This window comes from Actinomyces gerencseriae DSM 6844, from assembly GCF_000429265.1.
GTDB lineage: Bacteria > Actinomycetota > Actinomycetes > Actinomycetales > Actinomycetaceae > Actinomyces > Actinomyces gerencseriae.
Window position 1 is genome coordinate 277,395 of sequence record NZ_KE386872.1, and the last position, 15,312, is coordinate 292,706.

13 protein-coding genes are annotated in these 15,312 nt (G+C 72.4%); 9 read left to right on the forward strand and 4 right to left on the reverse strand.

Going from position 1 to position 15,312, the window contains the following annotated elements; genetic code table 11:
* Positions 1–96: 96 nt before the first annotated feature.
* Entirely contained in the window at positions 97–360 is a 264-nt protein-coding gene (locus G448_RS0112865; protein WP_026408312.1) for a heavy-metal-associated domain-containing protein, read from the reverse strand.
* Positions 361–384: 24 nt separating this feature from the next.
* On the reverse strand, positions 385–666 hold the full coding sequence (locus G448_RS0112870) for a metal-sensitive transcriptional regulator (RefSeq protein ID WP_026408313.1): 282 nt from the start codon (positions 664–666) through the stop codon (positions 385–387).
* Positions 667–970: 304 nt separating this feature from the next.
* Between G448_RS0112870 and G448_RS0112875 the strand changes: the two genes are divergently transcribed.
* Positions 971–1,750 (forward strand): hypothetical protein, encoded by a 780-nt coding sequence (locus G448_RS0112875; RefSeq protein ID WP_026408314.1) that lies wholly within the window; start codon positions 971–973, stop codon positions 1,748–1,750.
* Positions 1,751–1,851: 101 nt separating this feature from the next.
* Here G448_RS0112875 and G448_RS0112885 read toward each other — a convergent pair whose 3' ends face one another.
* Positions 1,852–2,568 (reverse strand): response regulator, encoded by a 717-nt coding sequence (locus tag G448_RS0112885; RefSeq protein WP_026408315.1) that lies wholly within the window; start codon positions 2,566–2,568, stop codon positions 1,852–1,854.
* 452 nt (positions 2,569–3,020) lie between these two features.
* On the opposite strand from G448_RS0112885, the gene G448_RS0112890 reads away from it, so the two are divergent.
* The 8 genes from G448_RS0112890 to G448_RS16660 all read left to right on the forward strand — a co-directional run bounded on the left by G448_RS0112890 (position 3,021) and on the right by G448_RS16660 (position 13,108).
* Positions 3,021–4,385 (forward strand): YcaO-like family protein, encoded by a 1,365-nt coding sequence (locus G448_RS0112890; RefSeq protein WP_026408316.1) that lies wholly within the window; start codon positions 3,021–3,023, stop codon positions 4,383–4,385.
* 21 nt (positions 4,386–4,406) lie between these two features.
* Positions 4,407–5,072, forward strand: a complete 666-nt coding sequence (locus tag G448_RS0112895; protein WP_026408317.1) for a cyclodehydratase — start codon at positions 4,407–4,409, stop codon at positions 5,070–5,072.
* Positions 5,073–7,034: a TOMM precursor leader peptide-binding protein gene (locus G448_RS16645; RefSeq protein WP_051269058.1), complete on the forward strand. Its 1,962-nt coding sequence runs from the start codon at positions 5,073–5,075 to the stop codon at positions 7,032–7,034.
* Complete coding sequence (locus tag G448_RS0112905) at positions 7,024–7,740, forward strand: hypothetical protein (protein ID WP_026408318.1); 717 nt, start codon at positions 7,024–7,026, stop codon at positions 7,738–7,740. Before G448_RS16645 ends, G448_RS0112905 begins: the two co-directional genes overlap by 11 nt.
* A gap of 141 nt (positions 7,741–7,881) precedes the next feature.
* Positions 7,882–8,073: a thiocillin family RiPP gene (locus tag G448_RS17845; protein ID WP_084436759.1), complete on the forward strand. Its 192-nt coding sequence runs from the start codon at positions 7,882–7,884 to the stop codon at positions 8,071–8,073.
* A gap of 114 nt (positions 8,074–8,187) precedes the next feature.
* The gene (locus G448_RS0112915; RefSeq protein WP_034495370.1) at positions 8,188–9,354 is read left to right on the forward strand and encodes a PqqD family protein; all 1,167 of its coding nucleotides are present in this window, start codon (positions 8,188–8,190) and stop codon (positions 9,352–9,354) included.
* Complete coding sequence (locus tag G448_RS16655; RefSeq protein WP_245572335.1) at positions 9,351–12,212, forward strand: lantibiotic dehydratase family protein; 2,862 nt, start codon at positions 9,351–9,353, stop codon at positions 12,210–12,212. The genes G448_RS0112915 and G448_RS16655 overlap by 4 nt, the downstream gene beginning before the upstream one ends.
* A 5-nt stretch (positions 12,213–12,217) precedes the next feature.
* A complete protein-coding gene (locus G448_RS16660; protein WP_051269081.1) occupies positions 12,218–13,108 on the forward strand; it encodes a lantibiotic dehydratase C-terminal domain-containing protein in 891 nt (296 codons plus the stop codon).
* Positions 13,109–13,423: 315 nt separating this feature from the next.
* Here G448_RS16660 and G448_RS0112930 read toward each other — a convergent pair whose 3' ends face one another.
* Positions 13,424–15,124 carry an ATP-binding protein gene (locus G448_RS0112930; protein ID WP_034495378.1) on the reverse strand — a complete coding sequence of 567 codons (1,701 nt, stop codon included), beginning with the start codon at positions 15,122–15,124 and terminating at the stop codon, positions 13,424–13,426.
* Positions 15,125–15,312 lie beyond the last annotated feature (188 nt).

A 15,312-nucleotide genomic window follows, 5' to 3' on the forward strand; every position in this document is an offset into this window, starting at 1 on the left:
ACGGGGAACCGGGCCCGGGCGTGTCGGGGAGGGGGCAGCCGGTCGTGGTGCGGGACGTGCGTCCCGCACCACGTGCGCGCGGGTGGGGCGGGGCCCTCAGACGACGTCGCGCTCGACGGCGTCGAGGGTGTAGTCGCCGGCCTCATCGATGGCCGCCGCCAGCGCGGCGTCGTTCAGGACGACGTCGGAGACCACGGTGGCCACCGACTGGCCGCCCTTGTCGAGGACGACGGAGACGTTCTTGACGCCGTCGAGGCTCTTGAGCTCCTCGGTGACGTGGGTGACGCAGTGGTCGCAGGTCAGGCCCGAGAGCTTGAGGGTGGTGGTGCGGTCGGTGCCGTCGGCTGTGAACTCGGACATGGGTGTGCTCCTTGGGTTGTGCGTTCAGGACCGCACGAGGCGGGCGATCGCGTCGGACGCCTCGCGGATCTTGGCCTGGCCCTCGGCGTCGGAGGACTGGGCGGCGTGGATGACGCAGTGGCTCATGTGGTCCTCCAGCAGGCCGAGGCTGACGGCTTGGAGGGCCTTGGTGGCCGCCGCGACTTGAGTGAGGACGTCGATGCAGTACGTGTCCGCCTCGACCATGCGGGAGATGCCGCGGATTTGCCCCTCGATGCGGCGCAGCCGCTTGAGGTAGTCGTCCTTGGTGCCCGTGTAGCCGGCCATGCGACCTCACTCCCTTCGCGCCTGCGAGCCTCCGTCGAGGCAATGGCGAAAGTACCCCTAGGGGGTAGGGGTGTCAAGTGGTGTCCCGGCCGCTCCGGGTCCGTGGCTGGATCGATGACGGGCGGGGCGCGGGGGTCGGAGTCGGCCCGGGATGGGCGCGGAGCCGCTCCATGGTGAGATCGACAGGAATCTCGGCGTCACGTCGGCCCGGGATGGGCGCGGAGCCGCTACGGAAGGGGCCCGGCGTGGAGGGGGGCCGGCTCGGAAGGGACCCGGAATCGGCTCGGCGTGAGATCCTGGGCCCATGACCACGCCGCCAGTTCGCGAAGACGTTGACTCGGACTCCTGGGCCCCCATCGGTTGGGAGGCCGATGACCTGGATTTCGATGAGGCCCCTTTCGGCTCCGTGCTTGGCGATCCGCTCATGGGGTCGCTGCTGTTCGACGACTCGGAGCTCGACGACCCCTCGCCCGAGCGCCGGTCGGAGGAGGGACCCGACCGGCGCACGCGGGAGGATCGGCTTGCGCCCGATGACGGGGCGGCGTCCGACTCCGGGGCCCGGCCCGACCCGACCGCCGCGCTGCGCGCCCGGGCCGAGGAGCAGCGACGCGCCATGCGGCGCGAGATCCCGCAGGACCAGCGGGCGGCCGCCCCGCAGCCCTCGGGATACGGGCGCGCCCGCGACGGGCGGCCGAGCGCCGCGAACGGGCATCTGGGCCCCGATGGGCGGAGGGCTGCCCGACCCGCGCGGCGGACCGGTCCGGCGCCCGTACCGGCGCCGTCGACGCCCTACGGCGGCGTGCCCGGGCTGCCGCCCGGCTACAACGGCGCACCCGGGCGGCCGGCCGGCTACGGCGGTGGCCCCGGACTGCCGCCCGGCTACAACGGCGCGCAACCGATGGGCGGCCCTGTTCGGCCGGCGGCCCCCGCGGGCCCCAACCCGTATGCGCAGCCGCAGCCCTACGTCCCAACCGATCGGGCTCGGCGTACTCGGCCCGCGAGATCGGGCGGGGTCGGTGCCGGCTCCTACCTGTGGTGGTTCATCCTCTTCCTGGTCGTCATGGTCTGGAGCTCCATCAGATGAGCCGACGCCGCGTGCCCTCCCGGGTGCCGGGCCGGGCGCGGGACGGCCCGGCGTGAGCTGCGCGCCCCGGGGCCCGGAGCGCCGCGGCGGCCCCGGGGCTCTCATTCGCGAGGCGCGGTGGCGGGCGCGCGGCCGGTGGCCGCGTAGCCGTGCCTGAAGGCCCACACGACGATCTCCAGGCGAGACTTCGTCCCCGTCTTGGTGAACAGCACGGAGATGTGCGACTTGACCGTGGCCTCGGAGATGGACAGTTGCGACGCGATCCTGCGGTTGGAGGCGCCCTCGCACAGCATGTGGAGGACGTCGCGCTCCCGCTTCGAGAGGGTGACGCTCCCGTCCTCGGCGTGAGCGGAGGCCAGCACATAGTCGATCAGCCGCGCGGTCGACATCGGAGTGACGACCTTCGCCCCGGAGTGCACCGTCCGGACCGCGGAGAGGATCTCGTGGGCGGACGCGCTCTTGAGCAGGAAGCCGCTGGCGCCCGCGCTCAGGCCCTGGATGAGGCTGTCGTCCGTGTCCACGGTGGTCAGCAGGATGACGCCGGTGCTGGGGGATACCCGCAGCACCTCGCGCGCCATCTCCACTCCGTCCATGCTCTCCATGTGAACGTCGGTGATGAGGACGTTCACCCGGTTCGACCCGAGGAACTCGAGCATCTGGTCGGCGTGGCGCGTCGCGAGCAGGACGTGGATATCCTCCGCCGCGGCGAAGTAGGACTCCAGGCAGGTTAGTGCCATCGCGTCGTCGTCGATGAGGACGACGCCGATGCGCTCGGGGTCGAGGGTGTGCTCGGGGTCAAGGGCAGTCAGGGAACTCATACGTCTCCTCGCGAAGTAGCCGGCACGAGCCGTGGTCAGAGACGCCCGCGGCTTCCGGGAAGATAACGATAATATTACGATTCAGAATACCCAAGACCTCGGCTTGACGGTGCCCCCCGGGTGTGCGCTTGATGATGTCGCGAGGTCGCTTCGGCGAGGCCCCGCCCGTGAGATGCCAGCGTGTCGCGGCCCGGGCTCGCACGACCGGATCAACCGGGCCCGCACGGCGGCGGGCCGCCACGGCCCGGAGCGCGTCCGACATCCCTCTACCGGCGGTGCGCCGAAGGGATGAATCGGGTCGTTCGAACGGGGCGTGTGCGATCACTCCAAGAGAGACAGCGCAGTAGATCGACGACTGATGCGCGGTTCCGGGCGATCCGGGCAGACTCGTCGCATCAACGGCACGTTCCTGAAGGTGTGCCCGACCCTGTCCCAGCGTGAAAGGCGGATCCGTGTACAGGTCTGCGCTCGTGGAGCCGATCGCTCCCTCACTGGCTCGCACGGCGTCCCTCGAGTCGCCCGTCGGCCTGGTGTCCCGCGCCGCGGAGCTGTCGCAGTCCTCGGGGGAGCCGCCCTTCTCGATCTGGACCGGATTCCTCGGCGACCTCTCGGCGGCGCTGCGCTCGCAGCGCACCTGGACGCATCGGGTCGAGTCCGGGAACATCGACGGCGCCGGCGGCGCCATCGACCCCGATCTCGCCAGGCACATCGCGATCGTGGAGTCCCTGGAGCGCTACTCCAGCTGCTCGTGGGCTGACGAGGACCTGATCTGGGACACCCCCGCCGGCCTCGGCGACGCCGCCATCGGCCCGGACCGCTGGCCCGCCTGCTCGCCCACGGAGCTGGCGGACCCGCACTGCGGCCTGGTCCCCTTCGACTCCAGGGTGCCGCTGCGCTGGGTGCGGGGCTGGTCCCTGACCCGGGGGCGCGAGGTCTTCGTGCCGGCCATCCTGGTCTACCTGAAGTTCCCGGTGCACAGCCCCTCCGAGCGCTTCACCAACACGGTGTCCACGGGCACGGCGGCTCACTCCGACCTGCGCGAGGCGGTCCTCGGCGGTCTGCTGGAGGTCATCGAACGGGACGCCATCGCCCTGACCTGGCTGCAGCGGCTTCGGCTGCCCGAGATCGTGGTGGACCCCGCCGTCCTCGACCCCGAGGTCGCCGAGTACCACCGCGTCGGGACCTCCACCGAGTTGACGGTTCACCTCCGGGACGCCACGACCGACTACGGGATTCCGATCCTCTACGCGGTCCAGACCTCCGAGGCGGACACCGAGCTGTCCCAGGTGGTGGCGGCCACCTGCGACCTCGACCCGCAGCGGGCCCTGGCCAAGATCTACCGCGAGCTCGCCTCGTTGCGCATCGCCCTGCGCAGTCACGCGCGCAGTCCCCGCGCCCAGGAGGTCACCGGCCAGGACATGACCGTGGTCGGCGGCGCCCTGGCCGACGCCGCCCCCTCCATGCGCCACGTCTTCGACTTCCTCCTGGAGGGCCCCCGGCCCATCCGCCGGCTGACCGACATGGGACGGCCCGAGCTCCGGGGGATCCGTGAATCGTCCGACGATTCGCTCGACCGGGTCGTCTCCGCGCTGGAGCGGGCGGGGTCGGAGGCCGTCGTGGTGGACCTGACCACCGACGAGGCCCGTCAGGTCGGAATGCACGTGGTCAAGACCCTCGTGCCCGAGGCGGTGCCGCTGTCCTTCAGCCACCACGCCCGCTACCTCGCCACCCCCCGCCTCTACGAGGCACCCCGCGCCATGGGCCTGAAGGCCCACGACGAGGCCGGTATCAACCCCGTCCGTCAGCCCTTCGCCTGACCCGCATCCGCAGGAACGAGCATGAGCATGAGAACCGCCGCAGCACGACCGGTCACGGCCTACCTGCCGCAAGGGCAGTTCGGACAGGCCGTCGTCCACCGCCTCGCCCGGCCGCAGGACGTCGTCCTGCCCGTCGATCACGCCCTGGTGGACGCCCTGGTCCCCTATGCCGACCGCCTTGTCCTGGTGGCCGACGCCGACCGCGTCGCCCTGCGCGAGGCCCTGGACGACCTGTCCTTCACCCGGTCCCTGCCCTCCCTGGGCCTGGAGCTGACCCCCACCGAGTTGCGCTGCGGGCCCCTGGTCGTACCCGGGCGCACGGCCTGCTACCACTGCTACGCCCGGCGTCGGCAGCAGCACGGCTACCGCCCGCTTCCCGAGGACCTCGAACCTCTTCCCCAGGGATACGCCCGGCATCACGTGGTTCTCGGCGCTGGCCTGATCGCCCTGGCCCTGGGCGTCCTGGACCGTGAGGGCCCGGTCGACGGCGGCGAGCCCGGCCCGGACGACGCCACCGGAGCCGACGGGCTCGGCGGGCAGGTGTGGACCGTCGATCTCGTCACCGGTATGACCTCCCTGGCCCGAACCATCGCGACCGACCGTTGCGAGACCTGCTCCGGGCGCTACGCCGCCCGGCGCGACGGGGTCCCCGCGCTCGCCGCCCTCCTGCCCGGGCGGGTGATCTGAATGGCGGACAGCACGACGACCTCCGGGATGCGAGCGGCCGACGTCGGTCGGGCCGCCCGTCAGGACCTGCAATTCCGCATCCCCCGCAGGCCGGTGGTCCGGCTCGGGGTGCGCATGCGTCCCGACGAGGATGACACCTGGGTGCTCGACGGCGGACGGAAGAGCCAGGTCCTGGGCGGGGCGTTCGCGCGCGACCACCTGGGCGCCCTGCTGCAGGCCTGCGACGGCACCCGCACCGTCGAGCAGATCGGCGAGACCACCGGGATAGGGGCCGGCGGCGCCTTCGAGGCCGTCTCCCTGCTGTGGACCGGCGGTATCGTCGAGGAGGGCGACTGCGATCCGCTCCCCGATCCGCAACCGGCTCCGGAGCTGGCCTGCCTGCTGTCGCGCCTGGGCGACTCCACGGGCGTCAACGACTCCTGGCAGGACGCGGCTCGCCGCCTGGCGGCCGCCCGCGTGGCGGTTCTGGGCGACGCCGGGCTCGTCGAGGAGATCATCGGCGCCCTCGACCCCACGCTGTCCGCCCGGGCCGCCGCCGGCGCGGAGCCGGACGACACCCTCGCCGTCGTCGTCGAGACGACCGCCTCCGCTCCCGCCGCCGGCGTGGCCGAGCGCTGCTGGACGCTCGGAATCCCCCTGCTCCGCGTGCGGATCGAGCACGATGCCGTGACGGTCGGACCGTACATCGATCCGAGCTTCTCTCCCTGCCTGGAGTGCGCCACCGCCGATGAGCCCGGGCCCGGGGCGATGCCGGACGCGGATCGCCGGGACCTCGCCGTCGGCCTGGCGGCGCGGACCGTGGCCGCGCTCATCGCCCGCGCCACCGTCACCCACCTGCCGGGCGACGTCAGGCGCATCGACCTGGAGACCTTCACCCGCTCCGACCGCCCGGTGGCCACTCGCCCGGGCTGCCCCGTCTGCTCGGCGGCCAGCGCATCGAGAAGGGCGGACGGGTCGCCGGCGCCGATCGCGCCCTCCGCCCCCGTCGGAGCCCGCTACGAGCAGGCGGTGGCCATCCCCCCGACGGCCTTCATGGACTCCAAGGGGCACCAGCAGCACTACAAGCCCTCCAACCTGCGTCTTCAGCGCGAGTTCCGGGACTGGCCCACCTGCCCGCGCACGTCGTTGCCGGATGCCGACCTGGAGCGCCTGAATCGGCCCTGGCCCCTGACCGGGCCCTTGACCGAGGCGGACGCGCCGCATGCGCCCGGCGAGCGGGAGGCGGATGCCCAGGAGGCCCTGGAGGCCGGAGCTCCCGCCCCGGGACGCCCCGGCGACCCGGCCGCACCGGGCGGCCGACCGACGCTCGCGGAGCTCGCCACTCTGCTGGCCCTGGCGGTCGGCGTGCGCGAGCCGCTGCGCCCGGGAGCGCGGGCGGCTGTGGGCGAGCAGCCCCCCGCCGACACCGCTGGCGCCTCGAACGACACCTCGAAGCTGCGCCGCTGGACGGCGGCCGGCGGCAACATCGGCTCGGTCACCGCCTACGTCCTCGTGCCCGGCGGCACGTCCTCCGGGGCCGACGGAGCCTCCGAGACCCAGGCCGGCGATGCGTCCCCCGGGGCCCTCGCCCCCGGAGACGGAGGCTCGCCGACTCCGCTCGCGCCGGGCGTCTACGCCTACATCGAGCGCGACCACGCCCTGGCCCTGGTGGGACCGCCACCCGGCGCCTCCAGGGTCCCCGACGGCGCGGTGCGACTCGTCTTGACCGGCAACATGGACAAGCTCGCCAAGAAGTACATGTCCTTCGGCCTGCGGCTCGCGATCCAGGACTGCGGGTGCTCCCTGGAGGTCATCCGGCTCGTCGCCCGCTGCCTGGACCTGCCCCTGCGCGCTCGGGCCCTCTGGGACGAGCGGGAGCTGGCGGCCGCCATCGGCGCCGATCCGCGGCGCGAGCCGGTCGTGGCCGTCATCGACCTGGGAATCGCCGACCAGGGGGCCTCGGGAGGTCGTCATGCGCACTGACTACAAGATCCTGCGCGAGATCATCGACGGCTTCTCCGATCCCGACGCCGCGCCCACCTCCGACGGCCTGGCCGCGCGACGCCCGCGCCGGCCACTGGGCGGCGAGGCCCTCGATGCCTCCGTCCTGGAGCAGGATGGCCCCTACCGCCACGATGTGCGGCGGACCTTCGAGCGGCGCTCGTCGACCACCGACTACGCGCCCGAGCCCCTGGACGCCGGACCGCTCCTGGCGAGTGTGCGGGCCGCCCTGGTCGAGGACGCCGAGACCTGGGGCCGGGACGCCGCCGCCGTCGCACTCGAGCCCTTCGTCCTGCTCCTGCGGCCGCGCGGCGCCAGACCAGGCGTCTACCGGGTGAGGCCCGACGGCGCCGACCTCGTGCGCGACCTGCCGGACCCGGAGGAGATCGAGGGCATGGCCGTGCAGAAGGAGTTCGCCCGCGCCGGAGCCATCGTCTCGGTGGCCGCCGACCTCGACCGGGCCGACGCGTGGGCCGGGGCCCACGGTTACCGCCACGCCATGGCCCGCGCCGCCGCCGTCATCTACTCGGTGCACCTGCGCAGCGCCGCCCGCGGTCTGACCGGCACGGTCTTCGCAGGGCTGTCACCCTCGGCCGTGCGCCACCTGCTCGACTCCGACGGGGTGAGCCGCCATCAGATGCTCGCCGTCACCGTGGCCGTCCCGGCTCGCGCCGCTCCATCGCCCTGAGCCGGGCGCGAGTCCCCGAAGACGCCCCGTTCCGCGGGGTGAGGGGCCCGGTCCCCGCAGACGGACCGGACCCCTCGACGAGGCCCAGCACGGGCCTCGCTCCTGACCAGTGACACGAACCAGAAAGGAGGTGAACAGCATATGGCCAGCACCATCGATCTGACACTGTCCGACAGCGACTTCGGCGTCGAGGAGCTCCCCGAGGGCAACGCCCTGGGATGCGCCTTCTGCGGTGCCTGCGCGTCGTGCCCGTCCTGCGCGTCGTGCCCGTCCTGCGCGGCGTGCGCTTCGTGCCCGTCCTGCAGCGCTTGCGCGTCGACGTCGTCCTGCTGAGACGGCATGGCGGCGGGTGGAGGCGCCGTTCCCTCCGCCCGCCGCCAACCACGCCACCGCGAACCGACCCGAGGGAGTCATGACCCGATGACCACGACGACGAGCACCGCAAGGGTGTCGAGCAGCGACATCCCGCGTCTGCGCCGAGGAGTGAAGATGATCGTCGGGATGGACGACCAGCCGATGCTGTTCGACAGCGCGTCGGGGGCGTACCACCGTCTCGGGAAGGCCGCGGCCTTCATCGTCGACCAGTTCGACGGGGCTCGCTCGCTGCCCACCATCATCGACCAGTTGCCCCAGGAGATCGACGCCGCCGGAAGGCAGCGCATCACTCGTCTCGTGGAGTACCTGCGCTCCAAGAGCCTGCTGGAGGGCGGCGAGCCTCCCCGAGTCGTCGTATCGCAGGACCGCGCCCGCAAGCGCGTCGATGGCCGCCACGTCGCACCGCCGCACGTCGGACGGCACGAGCGGATCCACCCGCCCCGGTGGAGTGGGAACTGGATGCTGCCGCGGTTCATGCTGATCCGCAGCTACCGGAGAGTGGTCGCACCCGTGGCGGCGGCGCTCCACCACCTGCCGGCGCGGACGCTCGGCTGGCTGTTCGTCCTCGCGGCGGCGGGGGGCTACGCGGCGGGGGTGGAGAGTCTGATCCACCTGTCCGGAGGCCCCCGTCCGCCCGCGTCCGTGTTCCTCATCGCCGTCGCCATTCAGCTGGTGAGCATCGTCGGGCACGAGTCCTGGCACGCGATCGTGGCCGGCTACCTGGGAACCCCCGTCCGCGGCCTGGGGGTGGCCTTCATGTTCTGGGTGATGCCGATCGCCTACGTGGATCGCACCGATTCCTATCAGGTGCGCTCGCGGCTCGGGCGCGCCATGCTCGCCTTCGCGGGCATCTGCTCCGACGGCGTGGTGTGCGGTGCGGAGGCGGCGGCGGCCCTGGCGCTCACGGGCACCGCGCGGCAGGTGGCCCTGACCCTGTGCGCCTTCCAGCTCACCATGCTCGTCACCAACCTCAACCCCCTGACCCAGTCCGACGGCGTGGCCACCATCGAGGCGCTGACCGGCTCGGTCAACCTGCGCGGCCGCTCCATGCTCATTCTGCGCAGCGTCGTCAGGCGTGCGCCGTTGCCCCCGGCGCTGGCGCGAATGGGGCTGGCCGTCCGCGGGGCCTACTTCTTCTACGGCCTGGCGTGCGTGCTGCTGAGCGTGGTCGGCACCGTGCTGGGCGTCGTGTGGCTGGGATTCGCCGCGGTGAGCGTTGTGAGAGGAGCGCTCGCATGATGCGCGCCGATTCGAGGGCCGGTGCGTCGGCCTCGCCGGTGTCGCCCGGCCGCGCGGCCGGTTCCGTCGGACCGGACCCGATGCCCGCCGGACCGGGCCCCGCGCCCGCGTCGGTTGAGCCGGCCGGGTCTGCAGCCGCTGCGCCCGCTGCGCTGGCCGGGCCCGCCGGACCGGGCCCCGCGCCCGCTCGCGCGACGTCGCTGCTGCCCACCCTCGTGCGCCTGGGCGGTCTCCCGTCGGCGGCCGTCCCCGGTCCTGAGAAGGCCCTGGTCCAGGCCCTTGAGCGGCTGCGCCGCCTCGACCGGGAGATGGAGTGGGCCGGTGAACGGCTGCTCGAACCCCTGTACCGGCTCGTCCCCGGCCTGGAGCGCGACGAGCGCCGGGCCGTCCTGCGTGCCAAGCGCAGGGTCTTCCAGGGGCGCGTCAGCGGTCTGACGGTCCATGTGCGGGATCGCCTGCCCGCCGACGTCGGCGCCATGCTCTCGGCCTGGGACGACCTGGTCTCCCAGCGGCACGCGGAGTACGCGAATGTGGAGGCGGCGGTCGCCTCGGATCTGGAGCGCAGTCGCGCCCTGCTGGCGGCCGGCCTCGACGACGTCGAGTACCTGCGCGCCGTGGCGGTGGCCGCCCCCGCGCTGGTGACGGCGCTGACCAGACGCGGGCGGCGACTCGACGACCCGCGCGTGCTGCGAACCCTCTACACGCTGGCCACCCGGGCGGCCCTGAAGGCCAGCCCCTTCTCCGGCCTGACCACGGTCTGCGAGGCCGGCCGGCCGGCTCGCGGTCGCCGGCGCACCATGGTGGCGCTTCATCTCGCCCACGGGATCCTCGCCGCGACGGCGCGCGATCTCGATCCGGCCGGCTTCCTGCGCTTGGAGGCCGCCCCCGTCAGGGACGACGTCGTGCCCGTCGGGGAAGTCCCCGGGGACGGGGGTGTCGATCGACCCGATCGCGCCGGCGGCGTCGGCGGTGCTGATGGATCGTCCCCGGGACCGGACGGAACCGGCTCGGCCGTCGGGGGCGGTGCCGGGGCGCCCGGGGGCGCGGGTGCGGCGGCTGATCCGACTGCGGCGCCGGACGCGGTCGGTACGGCCGACACCGCCGCGAGACCGGTCGGAGCGCTGTCCGCCGTCGCGCTGGGGCTGACCGTCGTCGCGGAGCACGACTACGCCAACGGCCTGGTCTTCCGGGGTGAGGAGGTGCAGCCGGCCCGCTGGCTCGTCGGCGCCCACGACCGCTTGACCGGCGCGCGGCCCGATGCGGCGCCGGTGACCGTGCGCGAGGCCACCCGACTCGTGGGCGGGCGGGATCCGCATCTGCGTCTGCGTCGTCTGCTCGCCTCGGGAGCCGTACGCCCCCACGCCCCCTGGCCGAGGGGCGCGGACCCCTTCCCGGCTCTGGCGGCCACGCTCTCGGACGGTCAGCGACGCCTCTGGGGCGAGGACCTCGACCGGCTTGAGAGGCTCGGGAGGGCCATCACGGTCGAGGACGGTCCGGGGCGGGCGGAGCTGCTCATGGATGTGCAGCGGTTGGCGCAGCGGATCTTCCCCGACGGCGAGCTGGGGGCCAGGCCCAGCGGCCTGCTCTACGAGGACTGCGAGTCGCGGGGGGACTGGGACGACCCGATGAGGCTGTCGCCGTTCCGCCAGGAGGTCGAGTCCCTGGCCGGGCTCGTGGACCCCTGGGTGACCCGCTCTCGCATCTACGACCTCATGGTGCGCCGGTACGTCGCCCGGTACGGGCGCGGCGGGGTGTGCGAGGACCCGCTCGCCTTCCTCATGAGCCTGGCGCACGCCCCCGACGGCGACCCGGAGATGCTGGGCGCGGCCGCGCGGGATCTCGCCGCCGGGCCGGATCCCGAGCGCGCGGCCATGTCCGGAGGCGCATCGGCCTCGCCGCGGCACATGGGCGCCTATCTTCAGCCGATCGGCGCCGATCGGGAGGCGCTGAGCGCGGGTCGGGGCCTGGTGGTGGTCAACGCCTTCACCAATGGCAACGGCGCCCTTCAGGCCCGCTTCCACCGATTGCTGGGCAGAGGGTACCGCGAGCGCCTGGCGCGGGGGATCCGCGCGGCCTGGGGCACTGAGCGCGTTCTGGAGATTCAGGTCTCCACCGACTGCAACACCGCTCAGGCCGCCTCCTGCGGCGTCCTTCCCCCGCTCGGACTGCCCGGCGAGCCCGCGGCGCCGGATGCGACGCCTCTGAGCGCGCTGAGGCTCGCCCACGATCCGCGCACCGACACGCTGTTCCTGACCGACGCTCACGGACCGGTGGGGCTGGCCTATCTCGGGCTCATCCCGCAGTACCGCCTCGGCGGATACCGCTCCTGGCTGGTTCTGCTGAGCGACCCGTGGGCCCGGATGTCCCCCCTGGCGGATCACTGGACCAGTCGTCGCCTGGAGATGACCGGTCCGATGCCGGACGAGGCGGTCCACGCCCCGCGCGCCACCCACGGGCGCCTGGTCACACGTCGGGAGTCCTGGACCTTCCCGGCCGCCCAGGTGGCCGGCCTCCTGGACCGCGATCCAGCGGCGACGCTCGTGAGAGTGACGGATCTGCGCGAGCGGTGGGGCATCCCCGCGGAGGTCTACGTCCATCAGCACCTGGGCGCCCAGGCGGAGCTCGGCACGACGTCGGACGAGCACAAGCCCCGGTACGTGGACCTGAGATCGCCGGTGTCGCTGCTGGCGCTGCGCGGCTGGGTCGATCCGGATGCCGAGCACCTCAGCCTGATCGAGGCCCTGCCGGCCAGGGAGCAGATGGCGGGCGCGACGTCCGCGGGCCGGGCGACGGTCCTGGAGTACCTGATCAACATGCAGTGGCCCAAGCGACCCGAGAATGGTGGGGATGACCGGTGAGAGGACTGTCGGACGACGTCGGTGCGCAAGCCGGGGCGGCCTTCGAGGACCGGGAGGGCCAGGAGGTCGATTGGCTGTACGCGCGCATCTACTGCGCCGGCGGGGACGACACCGATGCGCTGCTGCCCGCGATCGCGCGCTGGATTGGCGAGGTTCGCGCACGCTGGCCGATCCGCTCCGCCCACTTCCTGCGCTTCATCGATCTGCGTGGTCACCACGTGAGGCTGCGGCTGCAGGCCGATCCGGATGCGCTGGACGAGGTCTTCGAGCATCTTGGCGTCGTGGCCGCTGCCGCCCGGCGGGCGCGCGTGCGCACGGTCGAGCGCCTCGTCCCCGACCCGCTGACCGCAGGCGGCGGGAGCGGACGAGCCGGCGTCGCGTGCTCGGTGTACGGGCCCGAGTACGACAAGTACGGCGGTCCGACGGGGGTGGAGGAGGCCGAGCGGCACTTCGACGTCTCCAGTCGCTGGTGCTGGGACAACCGGGTCTGGACAGTCCCCCGCCCGTTGCCCAGGGTCGCCCTGACCGCTCGTTTCCTGGCGAATGCGGCCGCCGTCGGACCACTACCGCCGGCCGAGCTGCTGGGTGCCCACCTGCGCATGTGGGGTTCCCGCCTCCCCGAGCGCCTGCGCGACGGCACCGCGCTCGGCTCCGTGGTGCAGCAGGTGCTCGCCTGCCGGTTGGGCGAGGTCCCGGGGTGGGGGCGCGCCGACGAGCTGACCGGGCAGTTGGCCACCGACGCCGCCCGCACCGTGCGCGAGATCGGTACGGGATCCGCCGGACGCCGTGCACTCGACCTGCTGCACATGGATGCCAACCGTTTCGGCGTCAACCCCGCCGAGGAGTGCGTCGCCGGGGTGTGCGCCCGCTATCTGCTCGGCGGCTCCGGGTCCTGAGTCGCCGTCGGGGCGACGGGGGTGTCGGGGGCGCACCCCGGCGATGCGCACCGGACGCCGAGATCGGTCCGGTTCCGGCTCGAGATCGGTTCAGTTCCGCGTCGAGATCGGTCCGGCGGGGCCACTGCCCGGTGGCCGGAACCACGAGGCTGGCATTTCGGCGCGAGTCCGACGACGGCGTCGTCCGGCTCGTGCAGGAATGCCCGCCTCGCGTAAGAATGCCCGCCTCGACGGACTACGCGACCCGTCGGGGCGCGATGGCGCGGTGGGCGCGTCAGTCGTCCAGGTAGGAGACGCAGTCGATAGGCGTGCCCATCAGGCTCGACGATACCTGGTGGTGATATCGCCCCGACCGCCATCCGTCAGAACGGCTCCCGCCTCCTTGAGACGTCTGAGCGCGTACATCACCTGGCGTGAGGACAGGTGCGTGGCCTCGACGATCTGCTGGCGCGTGCGCGGCCCGCCCTCAAGACAGGCCCAGACGGTGGGCGCATTGGTGGACAGGGCGGAGATCTCCGCGGGAACAGTGACGGCCTTGACGTCGGAAGCCGGCCGAGCGCCGTCGGAGGCCAAAACGTAGGAGGTGGAGCCGCGTTGTCCTCGGGCCTCGGCATAGCCCCGGTTCACCAGCTCCTGGAGCTGACGACGGGCCTGCTGGGAGTCGCAGCCGAAGCGACGGCGGTAGGAGGAGTTCGTCCATGAGGTTCCATGCCGCATCTCGACAAGCGCGTGGCGCTGCTCGACGCCGAGGCCGTGGGCCTCGAGGTCGGACAGCCAGGTGAGATCCTCGGGCGAGAGGAGGGCGCCTCGGGGGAGCAGGGCCGTGAAGCGCACACCGGTGTCCTGAAAGCGGACGGACTCCATGTCCGCGTCTCGCAGGGCGCGCCGGACCTCCCGAATCCCGGAGCCCAAGCCTTCGATCACGCGCCGTCCCTCGTAGTCCGTGGCGAAGGTGCAGATGGTGTAGAGGTGCTCGTTGACCGCAGACTTCCCGTCGCGTGTACCGAGCTGGTCCACACTCAGCCCCCAGAGACCACCTGGGCTGGAGATGATGAGACGGTCGTGCAGCAGACGGATCTCAACCCCTTTCGAGAGCGCGGGCTCGGAGAGGTCTCGATGGACGAGAGCGTTGGCGATGAGCTCGCGAACCGCGATGAGCGGGAACTCGTGGACATCGCGGCCGTGCCCGTCATCCCCGAACCGGATGCGTGTCTGCGTGGCGCGTGCGACCCAGTCGACGGCATCGGTGAGCATCTGCGGCAGGGGGCCCGCGACCGTGAGTCGATCCGTTGCCCTGACTCCGTCGTTGGCACCGGTGACGGCGGCCGTGATGGACAGGCCGGGGAACTGCCTCTGGGGATAACGGCCCAGTGCGTACAGTCCTGCCAGGGTCGCCTCTCCGTCCTCGGTGAGAACATTCAGATTGAGGAGGACCTCGGCGTCGGACTGGCCGGTCAGCGCGGTGGAGCCGGTACGAACCGCTCGGAGGAAGCGCTGGACCAGGTCGCCCTCGAGGTTGTCCACGGAGGTGCCGGGAACGGCAACGGAGTCCTGTCGGGGGCGCTGGTGCCGGAGAAGGAGCTGCTGCTGCTCCTGTTGAGACATGCGGTAGTCGCCGTCGTACTGACGAAGGTACGCCGATCCTGTCTCCCGCCACCGGCATGGCTTGCTGTTGATGGGGACTTCCTGCACATTGGCGGCGATGACGGTCTTGCCGTCAATGGCGATGGAACGCGGATCGACAGCGATCTCGGTGGAGAAGCCCTGACGGGCCTGCGAGACGAGGGCCTGCTGGAGCTCGTGCGGCTGCTGGACTCCGATGACGGAAACCGGGTCCTCGCCGATGCCCAGGAGGATGGTGCCGCCTCCAGGGAGGTTCGCGAAGGCCGACAGTGTGGGGCCGAGGGCCGCGCGGGAGTACTCGGAGAAGGTCTTCGCCTCGATCTCAAGGCAGTCGCCGCCCTCCAGCTCTAAACGAGCGAGGGCCTCCGTGAGGTCATCCAGATCGACAATCACATGGCGATTGTACATGGAGTGCACATGGAGGGTTCCGGAGTGTATATGAGGTGTTCATGAAGGGGCTGCCGTCAGGCTGAGCCCGGGCGTGCTCCACGAGGCTTGGGTCGTACTGGCTGGGAGGTGGGTGTACTCCACGGGGTTCGGGGTCTCGTGCAGTACGGACAACCCCTGGCCAGTAGCCCCCG